The organism is Polynucleobacter sp., assembly GCF_040400325.1.
Lineage (GTDB): Bacteria > Pseudomonadota > Gammaproteobacteria > Burkholderiales > Burkholderiaceae > Polynucleobacter.
Genome location: NZ_JBBAQK010000003.1, coordinates 115,332 through 130,925, shown reverse-complemented (window position 1 = coordinate 130,925; position 15,594 = coordinate 115,332). Strand labels below are relative to the sequence as shown.

The 15,594-nt window shown below is 43.0% G+C and carries 18 protein-coding genes; 13 read left to right on the top strand and 5 right to left on the bottom strand.

The features are described 5' to 3' along the window. Positions 1-12 precede the first annotated feature (12 nt). The 9 genes from ABWP14_RS04380 (at position 13) to ABWP14_RS04340 (ending at position 9,658) form a co-directional block, all read left to right on the top strand. Positions 13-1,158: an acyl-CoA dehydrogenase family protein gene (locus ABWP14_RS04380; protein ID WP_353201769.1), complete on the top strand. Its 1,146-nt coding sequence runs from the start codon at positions 13-15 to the stop codon at positions 1,156-1,158. A gap of 47 nt (positions 1,159-1,205) precedes the next feature. After that, positions 1,206-2,180, top strand: a complete 975-nt coding sequence (locus tag ABWP14_RS04375; RefSeq protein ID WP_353201768.1) for a Bug family tripartite tricarboxylate transporter substrate binding protein — start codon at positions 1,206-1,208, stop codon at positions 2,178-2,180. 3 nt (positions 2,181-2,183) lie between these two features. Further along, positions 2,184-3,542, top strand: coding sequence for an MmgE/PrpD family protein (locus ABWP14_RS04370; protein ID WP_353201767.1), 1,359 nt, complete (start codon positions 2,184-2,186; stop codon positions 3,540-3,542). Between the two features lie 47 nt (positions 3,543-3,589). Continuing rightward, a complete protein-coding gene (locus ABWP14_RS04365) occupies positions 3,590-4,375 on the top strand; it encodes a class II aldolase/adducin family protein (protein WP_353201766.1) in 786 nt (261 codons plus the stop codon). Positions 4,376-4,625: 250 nt separating this feature from the next. After that, on the top strand, positions 4,626-5,639 hold the full coding sequence (locus ABWP14_RS04360) for a D-2-hydroxyacid dehydrogenase (protein WP_353201765.1): 1,014 nt from the start codon (positions 4,626-4,628) through the stop codon (positions 5,637-5,639). Between the two features lie 42 nt (positions 5,640-5,681). Beyond that, the gene (locus tag ABWP14_RS04355) at positions 5,682-6,872 is read left to right on the top strand and encodes a CaiB/BaiF CoA transferase family protein (RefSeq protein WP_353201764.1); all 1,191 of its coding nucleotides are present in this window, start codon (positions 5,682-5,684) and stop codon (positions 6,870-6,872) included. Continuing rightward, on the top strand, positions 6,872-7,687 hold the full coding sequence (locus ABWP14_RS04350; protein ID WP_353201763.1) for an enoyl-CoA hydratase: 816 nt from the start codon (positions 6,872-6,874) through the stop codon (positions 7,685-7,687). The genes ABWP14_RS04355 and ABWP14_RS04350 overlap by 1 nt, the downstream gene beginning before the upstream one ends. Before the next feature lie 19 nt (positions 7,688-7,706). Further along, positions 7,707-8,693, top strand: a complete 987-nt coding sequence (locus tag ABWP14_RS04345) for a zinc-binding dehydrogenase (RefSeq protein ID WP_353201762.1) — start codon at positions 7,707-7,709, stop codon at positions 8,691-8,693. Further along, on the top strand, positions 8,693-9,658 hold the full coding sequence (locus ABWP14_RS04340; RefSeq protein WP_353201761.1) for a Bug family tripartite tricarboxylate transporter substrate binding protein: 966 nt from the start codon (positions 8,693-8,695) through the stop codon (positions 9,656-9,658). The genes ABWP14_RS04345 and ABWP14_RS04340 overlap by 1 nt, the downstream gene beginning before the upstream one ends. 45 nt (positions 9,659-9,703) lie before the next feature. Here ABWP14_RS04340 and ABWP14_RS04335 read toward each other — a convergent pair whose 3' ends face one another. Next, the gene (locus ABWP14_RS04335; protein ID WP_353201760.1) at positions 9,704-10,051 is read right to left on the bottom strand and encodes an HNH endonuclease; all 348 of its coding nucleotides are present in this window, start codon (positions 10,049-10,051) and stop codon (positions 9,704-9,706) included. A gap of 93 nt (positions 10,052-10,144) precedes the next feature. Here ABWP14_RS04335 and ABWP14_RS04330 point away from each other — a divergent pair, with 93 nt between their 5' ends. The 4 genes from ABWP14_RS04330 (at position 10,145) to ABWP14_RS04315 (ending at position 12,370) form a co-directional block, all read left to right on the top strand. Beyond that, complete coding sequence (locus ABWP14_RS04330; protein WP_353201759.1) at positions 10,145-10,543, top strand: thiol-disulfide oxidoreductase DCC family protein; 399 nt, start codon at positions 10,145-10,147, stop codon at positions 10,541-10,543. 54 nt (positions 10,544-10,597) lie between these two features. Further along, entirely contained in the window at positions 10,598-11,029 is a 432-nt protein-coding gene (locus ABWP14_RS04325) for a DUF2452 domain-containing protein (protein ID WP_353201758.1), read from the top strand. Next, positions 11,026-11,532: an HPP family protein gene (locus tag ABWP14_RS04320; RefSeq protein ID WP_353201757.1), complete on the top strand. Its 507-nt coding sequence runs from the start codon at positions 11,026-11,028 to the stop codon at positions 11,530-11,532. Before ABWP14_RS04325 ends, ABWP14_RS04320 begins: the two co-directional genes overlap by 4 nt. Positions 11,533-11,674: 142 nt before the next feature. Beyond that, complete coding sequence (locus tag ABWP14_RS04315; RefSeq protein WP_353201756.1) at positions 11,675-12,370, top strand: nitroreductase; 696 nt, start codon at positions 11,675-11,677, stop codon at positions 12,368-12,370. Positions 12,371-12,386: 16 nt separating this feature from the next. Here the strand turns inward: ABWP14_RS04315 and ABWP14_RS04310 are convergent, their stop codons facing one another. The 4 genes from ABWP14_RS04310 to ABWP14_RS04295 are packed head-to-tail and all read right to left on the bottom strand — an operon-like array spanning position 12,387 to position 15,577. Beyond that, on the bottom strand, positions 12,387-13,625 hold the full coding sequence (locus ABWP14_RS04310; RefSeq protein WP_353201755.1) for a CaiB/BaiF CoA transferase family protein: 1,239 nt from the start codon (positions 13,623-13,625) through the stop codon (positions 12,387-12,389). Between the two features lie 2 nt (positions 13,626-13,627). Beyond that, positions 13,628-14,602 (bottom strand): Bug family tripartite tricarboxylate transporter substrate binding protein, encoded by a 975-nt coding sequence (locus ABWP14_RS04305; RefSeq protein WP_353201754.1) that lies wholly within the window; start codon positions 14,600-14,602, stop codon positions 13,628-13,630. Between the two features lie 17 nt (positions 14,603-14,619). Beyond that, the gene (locus ABWP14_RS04300; RefSeq protein WP_353201753.1) at positions 14,620-15,063 is read right to left on the bottom strand and encodes a MaoC family dehydratase; all 444 of its coding nucleotides are present in this window, start codon (positions 15,061-15,063) and stop codon (positions 14,620-14,622) included. A gap of 40 nt (positions 15,064-15,103) precedes the next feature. Next, entirely contained in the window at positions 15,104-15,577 is a 474-nt protein-coding gene (locus ABWP14_RS04295; RefSeq protein WP_353201752.1) for a MaoC family dehydratase, read from the bottom strand. Positions 15,578-15,594: the final 17 nt, after the last annotated feature.

Here is a 15,594-nt window from a genome sequence, read left to right as displayed (position 1 = left end):
AGAAAGTAAATCATGAATTTTCATTTAAATAGTGAACAAAAGGCATTTGCAGAGGCTGTAGCCAAGTTTGCGGAAAAAGAGTTAGCCCCTGGCGCACTAGAGCGTGCGCACAGCCCAAAATACCCTTGGGCCATTGCTCAAAAAATTAGCTCACAGGGTTTGCTAGGCATTACTTTTCCAGAAAAAGATGGTGGCATGGGTGGAACTTTGATGGATGCTGTTATTGCAATTCAGGAAGTCGCTCTGCATTGCCCAAAATCAGCTGATGTAGTTCAGGCTGGAAACTTTGGAGCCATTCGAACCTTTGTTGAATATGCAAACGAGGCACAAAAAGAACAATATCTACCGGATTTATTAGCGGGTAAGAAGATCCTGGGCTTGGGTATGAGCGAGCCTGGTGCTGGATCTGCGGTGACGGAGTTAGCTACTTCCGCAAAAAAAGTAGATGGTGGTTATTTAATTAATGGTTCAAAAGTGTTTTCAACTCATAGCCCAGAGGCCGGTGTCTTTTTAGTGTATGTCCGTTTTGGTCCAGGACTAGAAGGGATTGGCTCTGTTTTGGTTGATCGAGATGCGCCCGGCTTAACAGTTGGACAACCGAATAGTTTTATGAGCGGTGAAGAGTGGTCACAGTTGTATTTTGAGGATTGCTTTATTTCTGATAGTGGGCTTTTACTTGGGCCAGGCGGATTTAAAAAACAAATTAGTGGGTTTAATGTTGAGCGAATTGGTAATTCATCACGAGCACTTGCCTTGGGCCGCTATGCATTTAATAAGGCTAAGGAATATGCTTCAGTTCGAGAGCAGTTTGGCAAACAAATTTGTGAATTTCAGGGAATTCAATGGAAATTTGCAGATATGGCTGTCAAACTTGATGCAGCACAGTTGATGTTATATCGTGCTGCAGTTAATGCCGAAGCTGGGTTACCATCGTCTTATGAAACCACTGCTGCCAAGCTAGTTTGTAACAATACAGGGTTTGAGGTGGCTAATGAGGCTATGCAAATTATGGGCGCTACTGGATATAGCCAAGAGACCTTGGTCGAGTATTGCGTTAGGCGGACACGTGGCTGGATGATCGCTGGCGGCTCGATTGAAATTTTGAAGAATAGAATTGCTGAAGAGGTATTTGACAGACGCTTTAATCAGCGGTCATAGTGAGTAGCGGTGATTGATTCAATATAAAAAAATAAAGAGGCAGACATATGAGCTATATCAAACAAATAGCAGTACTCTTAGGTTGCGCTTTGGTTTTAGTATCCCAAGCATTTTCTCAGGGAGTGGGAAACTACCCAGATAAGCCCATTAAGATCATCGTGTCATTTACCGCTGGGGGGACTACGGATATCTTGGCGCGGGAAGTTGGTAATCAAATGAGCATTCGCTGGAAGGTGCCTGTGCTTGTGGAAAATAAACCTGGAGCTGCTGGTAATTTAGGTACAGAAATTGTTGGCCGCGCTGCTCCAGATGGTTATACCTTGCTTGCTAGTTCAATTGGACCAATCTCGATAAACCCAACGCTATTCGGAAATTTACCCGTTAATCCTCAGAAAGCTTTGCAACCAGTAGCACTTTTAGGTGATGTTCCCAATATCCTGGTAGTACCAGCAACTAGCGGTATCAAGAATTGGAAAGAATTTACGGCCTATTTAAAGGCAAATCCTAATGCAATTAATTACGGCTCTACTGGAATTGGTACTACTGCCCATTTAATTAGTTATTTGTTTTCTCAAAAATTAAGTGTGGAGGCATTACATATTCCTTATAAGGGTGCTGAAGCAACACGTGATTTAGTAGCCGGTCGTTTACAGTTTATGTTTGCAACTGCACCATCTGTAGTGCCTTTGATTAAGGCAGGCCAGTTGAATGCTATTGCGGTTTCCTCCAAGAAGAGAATTAGCGCTCTTCCTGATTTACCTACCTTAAATGAGCTTGGGTTAGATATTGCTACCGGTGCCTGGTTTGGTTTCTTTGCCCCAGCAGGGACTAATCCAGCCATCGTTAAGAAGTTGAATGAAACAACCTTGAGTATTTTAGAGGAGCCTGCAATTAAGCAGAAGCTGCTTGGATTAGGCGCTGATCCTGTACCAATGAGTGTTCAGGAATTTACCAAGTTTGTACAAAATGACCATGCATTATGGGCGCCGATTGTCAAAGCGTCTGGGGCAAAACCTGAGTAAATCATGACCCTTTTAGAAGAATTTGGGCAGTTCATAGAAGGTAGTTACCAAACTACCTTCTCTCAGGAAACGATTCACAGTGCTCGCCGTGCTTTATTGGATTGGCATGGTGCATTAATTGCTGGTGCAGATACTGATGCGGCTTCACGATTAAGGGATGCTTACAGCGAAGAGTTCGGTGTAGGCAAATGTTCAGTTGCTGGAAGTCAGAAGAAGGTCTTTGCGAGAGCTGCTGCTTTTATGAACGGCACTATCTCGCACATTGCTGAGTTTGATGACATTTTTAGGGATGGTGCGTACCATCCTGCTTGCCCAACGATTTCTGCTGCGTTTGCGCTAGCAGAGTCTCGTAATGATTCTGTAGACAATTTACTGCATGCCATCATTATTGGCTACGAGGTATCTACTCGTATTAGTAAGGTCATACAGCCAAGTCATTATCGATACTTTCATACAACAGGAACTGTTGGGGTATTTGGTGCAGCCGCTGCCTGCGCCTATCTTTTAAGGCTGAATGCTTCCCAAGCTTGCAATGCATTAGCTACTGCAGGTACTTTTGCTAGCGGACTGCAGCAGGCATTTCGTTCTGATTCGATGACTAAGCCGATGCATCCAGGGCATGCTGCAGAGCTTGGTTTAAATGCCGCACTGACTGCATATGCTGGCATGACAGGCACTCCTGATTTATTAGAGGGGGATGCGGGATTTGGCGCGGCCCTTTGTGAAAATCCTCGATGGAATGAGTTATTCCTTGGTTTGGGCTCAAGTTGGAATATCGAGCACATAACATTTAAGAATCATGGTTGCTGCGGACATAACTTCCCAGCAATTGATGCAGTATCTTATTTGCTCAATGAGCACGCCATTGATCCAGAGCAAATTAAAAAAATTCGTGTTGGTGGCTATAAGGCAACTGCAGAGGTATGCCACTATATACATCCTCAGACGCCGTTTGAAGCAAAGTTCAGTTTGACTTATACGGTGTCTGCCAGAATTATCCTGGGGCGAGTGCGAGAGCGAGCATTTCTGGAGAAAGCCTTGGCCAACCATCAGATTTACTCCATGGAAGAAAAGATTGAGTTAGTGATTGATCCAGAATGTGCTGCTAAATTTCCATTGCATAGATCAGCAAAGGTAGAGATAGAGATGAATGACGGCACAATTTATCAGCAGCATCAACTAACTCGTCATGGCGATCCAGATGAGCCATTAAGTGATCAAGAATTGGTCGATAAATTTCATGAGTTGGCAGAACCAAGGGTTGGTCTTCAGATCGCTCAGACCCTCTCAGGTGGGGTATTAGGGGCCCAAGGTTTAGCAGTTCGAGATTTGGCTAAATTATGGTCAAAAATGAGTTATTAAGTCTTTCAATCATTAAAATACCATTAGTACATCATTAGGTAGAAATCATGAATTTAGGTCGTTTGCAACTACCCTCTCTAAAGAATCAAGTCACTCCAGAAGAGTGGAAGGCTCGCGTCGATTTAGCGGCATGCTATCGCTTGATAGCCCATTATGGAATGTCAGACATGATGGCAAATCACATTACGATTCGCGTCCCAGGTGAAGAGGACGCATTCCTAACGAATCCCTACGGAATGATGTATGAAGAAATGACAGCTTCTTGCTTTCTCAAAATTAGTCATGATGGCGAAGTTTTGTTCAAGCCGGATTTTGGGGACTTGAATTATGGCTTCAATAAGCCGGGATACATACTGCATAGCGCTGTTCATAAAGCGCGTCCTGAAGTGGATTGTGTTATTCATACGCATACACCGGCTGGTATGGCGATTTCATCCCTGAAGTGTGGTTTGCTGCCGATTAATCAAACTTCAATGCGCTTTTTAAAGATTAGCTACCACGACTATATGGGGGTAGTGCTCGATATGACAGAGCAAGAAGTGTTATTACGTGATTTAGGAAATGCTGAAGCAATGATTTTACGAAATCACGGCTTACTAACTGTTGGTAGAACTGTGGGTGAAGCATTTAATTGGATGCATCGCCTTGAAATATCTTGTCGAGCTCAACTAGCAGCGATGGCTTGTAATACCCCCCTGCAAGAAGTGCCAGCCGCCGTATTGGAAGAAACCTATATGAACTATCAGCCTCAAACTCGTCGTCCGTATGGTTTGATGGAGTGGCCGGGCTTGTTAAGGTTTGTAGAGCGGATGGATCCGAGCTTTAAAGACTAACTTGAGAATTATGAATTTGAGGTAGCATGGTTTGTTGAGGGCTAAGGATTTAGCCCATGGTAGATAGCAGTCAGTAAGTAAAAAATAAAAATACAAAATCATTATCGCTAAACATTGGAGACATCAATGCGGAATATCTTTTTTCAGAGAGGAGTCTTTGCGCTTCTCTTACTCTCTTGCTCATTATGGGTAAGGGTATAAACTTATCCAAGCAAGACTATTACCTTGATTTCAAATCCTGCGCGACTGTATGACTTCCCGAAACTTTAAAACACCTCTGCGGGTTCTACTTAGCCCAAAATCATTCATTGATTTGCAAAATCTCATCAATAGGGAATCTGATTTAGCTATTGAGTTGCTCAATAGCGAAGAGCAAAAACCAGGCGTTCAATTTGATGCTGCTTTGATATCAAGAGATGTAACTGCTACCTCTACAAAGCAAAAAATCATCCCATCAACCCAGTTTTTTTATGATTTACTCTTAAATGCTTCGGATTTGAAGTGGGTGCAGTTACATTCTGCAGGAGCTGATCGTCAAATCTATCTTGATCTGATGAAACAAGGTGTGACCATCTCGGGTTCATCGGGCGTTAATGCTCCGATTGTGATGCAAACTGCGATTACCGGCATTCTTATGTTGGCACGACATTTCCCAAAAATGTTACAAGCCCAAGCTGAACGTCGTTGGGCTTCCTTAATTAATTACCCATTACCGCCAGATTTAAGTGGTCAGACAGCTGTCATCGTGGGTAGGGGTCCAATAGGGAGTGGTATTGCTAAAGTATTAGAGGTGTTTGGTGTAAAAACGATCTTGCTTGGTTTTAATGATGCTCTCAAACAACAAAAACATTCTGCTTCTAATGTGATTCACATTTCACAAATGAAACAGGTTCTGCCGCAGGCGCAGTGGCTCATTCTGGCTTGCCCTTTAAGTAAGGAAACCCGAAATCTAATTGATCAATCCGTTATTGATTTATTGCCAGATGGTGCTCGTATAGTGAATATTGCTCGTGGAGAAATTATTTGCGAGCCTGAATTAATTACCGCATTACAAAGTAAGAAATTAGCTGGCGCATATTTAGACGTATTTGCTTCCGAGCCTTTAGATGCTAACTCTCCGTTGTGGAGCATCGAAAATGTCATCGTTACTCCTCATTCAGCTGGGCACTCAGCAGGAAACGAGGCAAGAGTTTTAGAATTGTTTGTTGAAAATCTCCGTTTGTTTGCCAGCGGACAAGTCTTAAAGAATCAAATAGCAGCTTAATGTCATTCCCCATCAATTTTCTTTCATAATCGAGTAATTTTTATGCCTCACATGCCAGCTTCTTCTGCTTTATCCCGTTTTCGCGTGATTGATTTGACCCAGGTACGCGCTGGTCCTACAGCTTGTCGTCAATTAGCAGATTGGGGCGCCGATGTTATTCAAGTGCAAATGCCAGAACATATGCGGGGTGATGACACACTAGGTGGTCAAGATGGTTCCGATTACCAGTACACCCACCGTAATAAACGTTCTATTACGCTCAATCTGAAAGAGCCTGAAGGCATTGCTATTTTGAAGCGCTTAATTGCTAGTGCTGATGTAGTGGTAGAAAACTTTCGTCCAGATGTGAAGTCGCGTTTAGGCATTGATTACGATACGCTTAGCAAGGATCATCCAGGTTTGGTATATGCCAGTATTTCAGGTTTTGGTCAAAGTGGTCCACTAGCACAGCGACCTGGCTTTGATCAAATTGCACAGGGCATGAGCGGCTTGATGTCAGTCACTGGTAAGACGGGCGATGGCCCGATGCGAGTAGGTATTCCAATTGCGGATTTATGTGCAGGCGTCTTTGCTGCACAGGGTGTTTTAGTTGCTTTATTAGAGCGCGAGACATCTGGCAAGGGACAGTGGTTACATACCTCATTATTAGAATCCATGGTGTACATGATGGATTTTCAAAACTCTCGCTGGTTAATTGATGGTGATATTCCAACTCAGGCTGGTAACTACCATCCCACTAGCATTCCAACTGGAGTGTATAAAGCCAAAGATGGTTATATGAATATTGCCGTATTTGGTTCAAAGATTTGGGAACGTTTTTGCGATATTCTCGGAGCCCCTGAATGGGTGACTGATGAACGCTATAAAGATAAGCAAGGCAGGTCCATTCATCGCGACTCTATTAATGCTGAAATTAATTGTCGCCTAGCCGCTCAGGATTGTGCGTATTGGGTTGAGCGTTTTAATGAGGGGGGAGTAGCTTGCGGTCTCATTAATGATGTAAAAAGTGTTTTTGAAGAGCCGCAAGTTCAGCATCTGGGAATTGTGAAAGATGTCGTATCGATTCATCATGGTCCGCAAAAGATGGTTGGCCAACCAGTCCAACTCCAGCGTACCCCCAGTACGATAGTCCGGTCTGCCCCTAAGCGGGGTGAGCATAGCGAAGAAATTTTGAAAGAAATTGGCTTAGAAGCTAGCGAGCTCGTCAGCTTGAAATCAAAAGGAGTCTATTAATGAGCGATATTCTTTATAAATCGATTACTGAACGGGTAAAAGTTTGGTTAGACGAGGATGGCAGCACTTTACAAATTCAATTTAATAATCCAGAGCGTCACAATGCGCTCTCAGCAGATATGTGGGAGGCAGTAGTACCTCTATTACATACTGCCGAGGAGGATGATCGTATTCGCTTAGTGGTTTTCACGGGCGCAGGTGAGAAAGCCTTCGTTTCAGGTGCCGATATTACCCAATTTGAAGATATGCGAGCCGCTCAAGAAGCGGTAGCGCGCTATGAGTTGATGGCCGAACAAGCCCTTATGGGAATTTATCACTTCAGCAAGCCCACCTTGGCGTGTATTCGGGGTTATTGCATTGGTGGTGGTGTCAATGTGGCAATGAGTTGTGATATTCGAATTGCGAGTAGCGATTCAGTCTTTGCTATTCCAGCTGCGCGTTTAGGTCTTGGATATCGTTATTCTGCTTTGAAAAATTTAGTCGATTTGGTAGGTACTGCTATGGCAAAAGATCTTTTCTTTACCGCTCGGCGGATCGATGCCCAGGAAGCCCGTGAGATTGGTTTAATTACCCGCGTCTCTGAGCCCGGAGACTTAATGGCTTTACAAGCTGAATATAAACAGGCTTTGGCTGCCAATGCCCCGATTACGGTACGCGCTGGTAAATTAATCATTGCTGAAATTCTGAAGGCTTCACCTGAGGTTGATCATGATCAATGCCGTCAATTAATTCGTGACTGCTTTGATAGCGAAGACTATTCGGAAGGGCGTCGTGCATTTATGGAAAAACGCAAGCCCGTGTTCCGCGGTAAATAACAATATTAGAAAGTAAAAGATGAAGTCATATTGGATGCAAAGTGATGGTGTAAATGCCGATATCAATCTCCGCGAGATTGAGCGACCAGTGCCCGGCTCAGATCAGCTATTAATTCGAGTGAAGGCAGCTGGTTTAAATCGCGGGGAATTTATTCTGAGTCATGGCCTTCATAAGGCGGGGGCTGCTAAGCAAATTGGTATGGAAGCTGCAGGCGAGGTAGTGAGTTGTGGGCCTAGTGTCACTGGGTTTAAGCCAGGTGATCGAGTGATGGGACGCTGTCCAGGAGCATTTGCTGAATACGCTTTAATGTCCGAGCCAGAAACAATGATGATGCCTTCATCCTTAGATTGGAATCAAGCTGCCGGAGTACCGCTAACGTCGTTAGTGGTATTTGATATGCTGGTAGTGCAAGGCCAACTAAAACCTGGCGAATGGGTTTTTATTACCGGAGTCACTTCAGGTGTTGGCGTCTCAGCTTTATCTATGGCAAAAGCATTGGGTGCAAAAGTGATTGGTACTTCTGGATCCCAAGAAAAGTTAGATCAGCTTAACGCTTTAGGTTTAGATCTCGGAATTTGCACAAGAGCACCCAATTTTTATGACGCTGTGATGAAGGCGACTGCTGGCAAGGGAGTAGATTTAGTAGTGAACACCGTTGGTGGTTCAGTTTTTGCCGAATGTATTCGGGCAATGGCTTTTGAGGGTCGCTTAGCTACTGTAGGCTATGTAGATGGCGTATTAAAAACAGAGATGGATATTGAGGTCCTGCACGCTAAACGTTTGAAGTTATTTGGTGTATCGAATAAGTTACGTACAGCAGAGCAACGGTCAGCAGCAATGCCTGATTTTAAAAAGCTGATTCTTCCACTAATTGAATCTGGCAAGATTGTGCCCATGATTTATCGAACACTCTCCTTTGATAAATTACTGGAAGCGAAATTGATGATGGATACAAACCAGCATCTTGGAAAAATTATCTTGGCGGGAACGCAGGAGGAAAGCTAATGTCTCAATTGAAACTATTACTACTTGTCATATTAGGGATAACTTCTTTCAATATTCAAGCGCAAGCCTATCCTAATAAACCGATTAAATTAATTGTGGGTTTTGCACCAGGCGGTGCGGCAGATTATGTTGCTCGTAATATCAGCGTCCCACTGGGTCAGGCCTTAGGTCAATCTATCGTGATTGAAAATAAGCCAGGCGCTGGCTCAAGTATTGCCGCTGAGCAAGTGACTAAGTCTGCTCCCGATGGATACACCATCCTCATTGCCAGCCCGAGTAGTATTTCTGTGAATCCAGCCCTGAATCCCAAGTTGGGCTACAAGCCAAGCGATCTGCAGCCGATCAGTAAAATTACGAGCTCACCAGTGGTGATTGCCGTTAATCCTGCTACTGGAATTAATTCTGTCAAAGAGTTAATTGCTAAGGCGAAGCAAGATCCAGGCGGTCTTAATTACGCTACCTCTGGAAATGGTTCCGCTCCTCACTTAGCCGCTGCATTATTTAGTCAGATTGCGGATATCAAAATGACACACATTCCTTTTCGTGGAGGGTCCTTAGCAATTCAATCGGTTATCGCTGGTGATACGCAATTGACATTTGGCACTCCTCCTTCAGTTTTGCCAATGATTCAAGCGGGGCGTTTAAAGGGGTTAGCGATTTCTGCAAAAGAGCGTTCACCACTTGCCTCAAGTCTTCCTGGGATGAGAGAGGCAGGTCTTCCAGATTACGCAATTGAGTTTTGGTATGGCCTATTTGTGCCGGCAGGTACACCTCCAGCCATTGTGCAAAAGTTGTATGAGGCTACTCAAGAGGCTTTAAAGCAACCCAATGTTAAAGCCTCGCTAGCACGAGAGGGGACTGATGTTTCACTCTCTACTTCACCAGCACAGTTTGCAAAATTTTTGTCTGAAGATGAAAAATTTTGGGTAAAGTTGGTTAAGAGTGCAGATGTCACTGTAGATTAAAAATATTCAATAGAGACATGATTAAGATCAGAAGTACTCTTTCGCTTAAGCACTTTTTAAGCGAGTGCTTTTGCGGGTTTTTTCATAAAAGCTATCAGGCTTAGTTTTTACCCATTGAATAAACTTTTGCATATCAGGATGACCTCTGAGAATGGCGGCATGATTGAATTGATTTGCCAATTCTGTTTCCGTAAATAATGCATGAATTTGCTTATGGCAAATGCGATGTAAGTACTCAGTAGCTTTGCCTCCTTTGGACTTTGGTACTAAGTGATGCGCATCTTTTTGTGAGCTAGGAATAGCTCTCTCACATATCGGGCATAGCAAAACAGGATCCTGCTTTGTTAAAACAGGCTCAAGAGAGATCAATTTTTGCCTAATTTTGCCGATCATTTAAAGATTTCCAGTATTAATTCCTTGCGATATCCATATTCTTAGATATATAGGACCTCAGCTAGTTTATTGAATAAGTCTTAAAATTACTTAATGGACCAGAATCTTCAAAAATTAACCCTTTTTTATGATGGCGCCTGCCCTTTATGTCAGGCAGAGATTCTGTTTTTGTCAGGTCGTAATCAGGCAGACTTATTAGGTTTTGTGGATATCAATTCCACAGCTTACGATCCGCTGAAAGTTGGGGTGTCCTGCGAAGAAGCTTTAGCAGCAATGTATGGGCAATACGCAGATGGCACCCTGATTAATGGTGTAACAGTTTTCCCTGAGGCGTATCGTAGGGCGGATCTACCAACATTGGCTTGGATCTTTTCTAGAAAATCAATGCAGCCTATTTTAAAGATGGGCTACCGGTTTTTTGCAAACAATCGGCATGCAATTTCTAGAGTATTTGGACCAGGAGCTTTATGGCTGGTTAAGACTAAGGTTTAATAGCTTCAGGCTTAGAAAAAGATTACGTTATTTATTGAGGAATTTGGAGTCAAGATGAGAATAGAAGATACTGATCCAGCAAGACATGCCGGTATTGAATACCCGATGGAGGTTGGTGCGCCAGTTTTTGCTCCTATTAAGGTAGTTGAAGAAAAAGATAAGGCAGTCAATGTCGCTAGACAGAATGCCAAACTAGAATACGACCGCATCATGGAGCAAGCTGAAGTTCTCATGAAGCAAGCAAGAGCTTTACAAGCTCGATTAGATGCTACTGAAATGGTTCATTGCGCTAAATTTGGTTTTAACCCTATTCATGGAAAAATTTATCACCTCTATTACGATGAGCGTAATCAGACAAATCTACTGATTCAAAATGGCCCCAAAGATTGGAGTTGCGGTATTCCAGATGGATGGAATTATTTAATGGCCGTCAAAAAATTAGGCGATAGTACTTGGGCAATCATAGATGAAGATCAGGTCGTTTGAAAATTCTAATTCTGCGTTTGTTATGGGTTTTACTGGGATCTTCAGTAGCCATTAGTTTGGCTTTATGGGCAACGAACGTTTTATCTCCACTGATGTTGGCATCCTTAGGTGGAACTGCTCTATTTTTATTTGTGATGACTACGGCACCAGCTGCACAACCAAGAGCAGTCTTTGGTGCCCACTTAATTAGTGCCCTTATTGGAATCATTGCCTACCAATTATTCGGAGATGCTTTTTGGGTTTATGTGCTTGCGGTAGTGGTGACGATTGCTGTCTTATTAATAGTGCGATGTGTCCATCCCCCTGCTGGAGCAAACCCGCTGATCATGATCCATGGACATGCTGACTTTATCCATTTGGGAATATCGGTCTTATCTGGCGTCACCATTATTTTTGTCGTTGCTTATATTTGGAGTCGACTAGGAGTGGGCTCTGTAAAATATCCCGTCTCTTGGACTCAACCTTCACCCCCATCCTTTGATGGGAGTATTTGGGAAAAATAAATAAATAAGGTGCGGGGGGGGTGGATGGTTTTTTGCTACCCTTGGACATTGTCTTAAGGGCAACTTTTTTAACATATCTCTATATATCTACAGTAGAGTATTCTCTTTTGGAAGCTCGGTATTTGACTATAAGGTTTTGATGATGAGTAATACAAAAGTAGATGAAGTAATTAACGCGCGAATGTCTATAAGGGCGTTCACCCAGGAATTGCCCTCACGCGAATTAATTGATCATATCCTTCAGGTGGCCAGTAGAGCGCCATCCGGAACCAATACCCAGCCTTGGAAGGTGTATGCCCTAGAGGGAAAAATTCGAGATGAACTTTGCGAAAGAGTATGTCAAGCCTATGAAGCTGTTTCAAATAATCCAGCTTTAGCAGATGAATATAAAGAGACCTACAGTTATTACCCAGAAAAATGGTTTAGTCCCTATATCGAGCGTCGTCGTGAAAATGGCTGGAGTCTTTACGGCTTATTGGGTATAGAGAAGGGCGAAAAAGACAAGATGTTTTTGCAGCATCAACGTAATTTTCGATTTTTTGATGCGCCAGTAGGACTCTTTTTTACTATTCATAAAGACTTGGGTACCGGATCAATTCTCGACTATGGGATGTTCCTGCAAAGCGTCATGATCTCGGCGCAAAGTCATGGCTTAGCAACTTGCCCCCAGGCTGCATGGAATAAATTTAGCAAGATCATTACCCCAGTCATTGGAGCTGGTGAGGATGAGATGCTGGTCTGCGGTATGGCTATTGGTTATGCAGACAAATCCCACAAAGTAAACACCTTCCAGACCCCCCGTGCACCAGTTGAGGAATTTACGACCTGGGTGAAATAGTCTTGGGATTATCCACCTAGACTATTTTTTCTTTCTTCAGTTGCTCTATTGACTCTACTGAATAACCTAAAAGTTGATTCAGAATTTCAAAGTTTGAGTCTCCCAGTTTTGGGGGAGGGCGCTTATATTCTGGTGGAGTGCTCTGGAGCCTAAGAGGGCTTGCAATGGTGGAAATGATCGAACCATCATCATAAGGAGTATCTACCTTGACCCCTCTGTGAATGACATGTGGATCTTCAAATACTTGCTGATAATTATTAATGGGTCCGCAAGGAACATCATATTGTTCCAGTATGGTGATCCACTCATTCATGCCTTTTTCAAGCATCGTTTTGGCAAGTTGTGGGATCAACTCTGAGCGCCCAGTAATTCGTCCTGTTACCTTTTCCCACTTTGGATCTTTTGCTAAGTCGGGGCGATTGATAGCTTCGCAATATCGTTGCCACTGAGTGTCGTTGCCAACAGCAATCACGATCTCCCCATCTTTAACGGCAAACACTTGATAGGGAACAAGGCTTGCGTGTGCATTACCATAACGAAAAGGTACTTTGCCATCAGCAAAGAAACCTGTGATTTGATTGCCGCCTAGAGCAATGATGCCATCTAGTAATGCCATATCAATATACTGGCCAAGCCCCGTTTTATCGCGACTATTGAGGGCGGCAAGAATGGCAATGGTGCTATACATACCAGTAATGACGTCGGCAATTGCTATACCCACTTTTTGCGGCCCACCACTAGGCTCGGCATCGGCCTCACCAGTAATACTCATCATTCCACCAATTGCTTGGAATACAAAGTCGTATCCAGGCTTATGAGCGTTAGGACCATCTTGACCATAACCGGTAATAGAGCAATAGACTAATTTAGGATTGATTACTTTTAGACTTTCATAGTCTAGGCCATAACGTTTTAGATCGCCGAGTTTATAGTTTTCAATAACAACATCACTAATCTTGACCAACTCTTTAATAATTTTTTTTCCTTGAGGGGATGAGATGTTAAGGGTGAGCGATTTTTTCCCACGATTTGCAGCGGCAAAATAACTTGATATCTTTCCTTCCATATTGATCCATGGAGGCCCCCAGGCTCTCGTATCATCTCCGTTCCCAGGACGCTCTACTTTAATTACTTCAGCACCTAAGTCAGCTAGATTTTGTGTGCACCACGGACCCGCTAAGATTCTAGAAAGATCTAGAACTCTAATGTGGGATAAAGCCCCCGAATTTTTACTGCTTGATTTCTGAAGGGTCACGATTAATCAATTTTAATATTTGCATCTGAGATCACCTTAGCCCATTTGCTTATTTCAGTATCGACATATTTAGCATACTCAGCTTGAGACATATTGCCAGCATCAGCGCCCTGTTCAGAAAATTGATTTTTGACTTGAGGGCTCTGTAGAGTTGCTAGAACATCACCAGAAATTTTCTTCAATAATTCTGGGGACATTTGGGGTGGAGCATACATTCCAAACCAGGCGAGAGCTTCAAATCCTTTAAGTCCTGATTCGCTAATGGTGGGAACATGAGGTAATGCTGAACTTCGAGTTAAAGAAGTTACTCCAAGAGCGCGAAGCTTTCCAGCTTTGATATGACTCAGAACCCCAGGAATAGAGTCAAACATGACTGAGATTTGATTGCCTAAAAGATCATTTAGGGCAGGGGCGGCACCCTTATATGGCACATGCACCATGTCTATTTTTGCCATTGATTTGAATAACTCCCCTGATAGATGATTTGCACCCCCGGTACCAGATGAACCAAACATCACCTTACCGGGATTGGCTTTGGCAAAAGTTATTAACTCTTGGATACTATTTACTGGAAAAGCTGGGTTAACCACTAATACATTAGGCACGCCTGCAACCAGACTAATAGGGGTAAAGTCTGTACGAGTGTTGTACTTTAAGTTTTTATAGAGACTTGGGTTGATGACATGATGTGTGGCTGTAACCATTAGGGTGTAACCATCAGGCGGCATATTTGTTAACTGCTCTGAAAAAATCGTGCCACTAGCTCCTGGTTTATTGTCCACTACAACCGACTGCCCCCATTTTTTTGTGAGTTCATTGGCTAGCACGCGGGCAAGAATATCGGTAGTGCCTCCTGGCGGAAATGGAACCACAATCTTCACTGGGCCGATGGGATAATTCTGTGCATATGCTCCGCTTGTGAAAAGTATCAATAGAACAACAAGCATTTTTTGTAGAAAGTAAGAAAATATTTTCATTGATTACCCCTTAGTTTTCACTGAACCATCATTGGAAACTCAACAAGAGCTTCACCTACAGCAACTACTTCATTTCTTTGATTATTAACACTAACCTCCAATGAGACCCAATGACCTTTTTGGGTTGACTTTAAAGAGGTGATGATGGCGCTTGGGGTAATCGTATCCCCAGGTTTTACTGGTGACGCCCAGCGAGTTTCCAGTCTTCTGTGAATCCCTCCAAGAGGGTATAGCCAATCGGTCAGCATTTTGGAAATGACTCCAAAATTATTCATACCATGCATGATGATTCCTCCAAACTGGGTTTTTCCAAAACTGTTTTTCATATATTCATCATCAAGATGAAGGGGATTAAAGTCTAGAGAGGCTTCACAGAACTCTCGGATAGACTCTCGAGTTGGATGAAAGGATGTCCCAGTAATTTTTTGCCCAATACTAAATTGTTCAAATGCAGTGCTCATGATATTAGTCTCTAATTTAATTTATAAGGTGAATGAGTAGTTAGGCAGGGCGTATAGTCCAGCCTCGACCAGAGCAAATAACTTCATTATTTTGGTTAAAGAAAACGTTGTCATGAATGACGAACAGGCGATCTTTTTTAATAAATTTATCTAGTGCCCTTGCCTCTAGTCTAATGACATCACCAGGCCTTGCAGGAAGGTTATAACTCCAAGACTGTCTCGCATTAATTGTTCCAGGGCTACGCATCCAGTCATCTACTGGAGTGCACGAAAACATGAGCAGAATATGAATTGCTGGCGGAGCGATGATTTCCTTATAAGGAGTTGTCTTGGCATAGTCCTCGTCAAAATAGATAGGGTGCATATCGCCCAATACTTTACAAAGTTTTTGAATTGCTTCAAGCGTTAATGTATAAGGAATTGTTTTTCTGGGTTGACCTGGAATAATGTCATCCCAGATTTTCCTTACCTCAGCATGTTTCCAAAAATCAGTCTCAAAATCAGTAGTAGTCATGAGTTAATTAACCAATA

Coding starts and splice junctions, on each gene's coding strand:
- ABWP14_RS04300 (WP_353201753.1), bottom strand. CDS start 15,063: ATGAGCACTGCATTTGAACAATTTAGTATTGGGCAAAAAATTACTGGG.
- ABWP14_RS04370 (WP_353201767.1), top strand. CDS start 2,184: ATGACCCTTTTAGAAGAATTTGGGCAGTTCATAGAAGGTAGTTACCAA.
- ABWP14_RS04360 (WP_353201765.1), top strand. CDS start 4,626: ATGACTTCCCGAAACTTTAAAACACCTCTGCGGGTTCTACTTAGCCCA.
- ABWP14_RS04340 (WP_353201761.1), top strand. CDS start 8,693: ATGTCTCAATTGAAACTATTACTACTTGTCATATTAGGGATAACTTCT.
- ABWP14_RS04325 (WP_353201758.1), top strand. CDS start 10,598: ATGAGAATAGAAGATACTGATCCAGCAAGACATGCCGGTATTGAATAC.
- ABWP14_RS04295 (WP_353201752.1), bottom strand. CDS start 15,577: ATGACTACTACTGATTTTGAGACTGATTTTTGGAAACATGCTGAGGTA.
- ABWP14_RS04330 (WP_353201759.1), top strand. CDS start 10,145: ATGGACCAGAATCTTCAAAAATTAACCCTTTTTTATGATGGCGCCTGC.
- ABWP14_RS04315 (WP_353201756.1), top strand. CDS start 11,675: ATGAGTAATACAAAAGTAGATGAAGTAATTAACGCGCGAATGTCTATA.
- ABWP14_RS04350 (WP_353201763.1), top strand. CDS start 6,872: ATGAGCGATATTCTTTATAAATCGATTACTGAACGGGTAAAAGTTTGG.
- ABWP14_RS04375 (WP_353201768.1), top strand. CDS start 1,206: ATGAGCTATATCAAACAAATAGCAGTACTCTTAGGTTGCGCTTTGGTT.
- ABWP14_RS04380 (WP_353201769.1), top strand. CDS start 13: ATGAATTTTCATTTAAATAGTGAACAAAAGGCATTTGCAGAGGCTGTA.
- ABWP14_RS04365 (WP_353201766.1), top strand. CDS start 3,590: ATGAATTTAGGTCGTTTGCAACTACCCTCTCTAAAGAATCAAGTCACT.
- ABWP14_RS04305 (WP_353201754.1), bottom strand. CDS start 14,602: ATGAAAATATTTTCTTACTTTCTACAAAAAATGCTTGTTGTTCTATTG.
- ABWP14_RS04335 (WP_353201760.1), bottom strand. CDS start 10,051: ATGATCGGCAAAATTAGGCAAAAATTGATCTCTCTTGAGCCTGTTTTA.
- ABWP14_RS04345 (WP_353201762.1), top strand. CDS start 7,707: ATGAAGTCATATTGGATGCAAAGTGATGGTGTAAATGCCGATATCAAT.
- ABWP14_RS04355 (WP_353201764.1), top strand. CDS start 5,682: ATGCCTCACATGCCAGCTTCTTCTGCTTTATCCCGTTTTCGCGTGATT.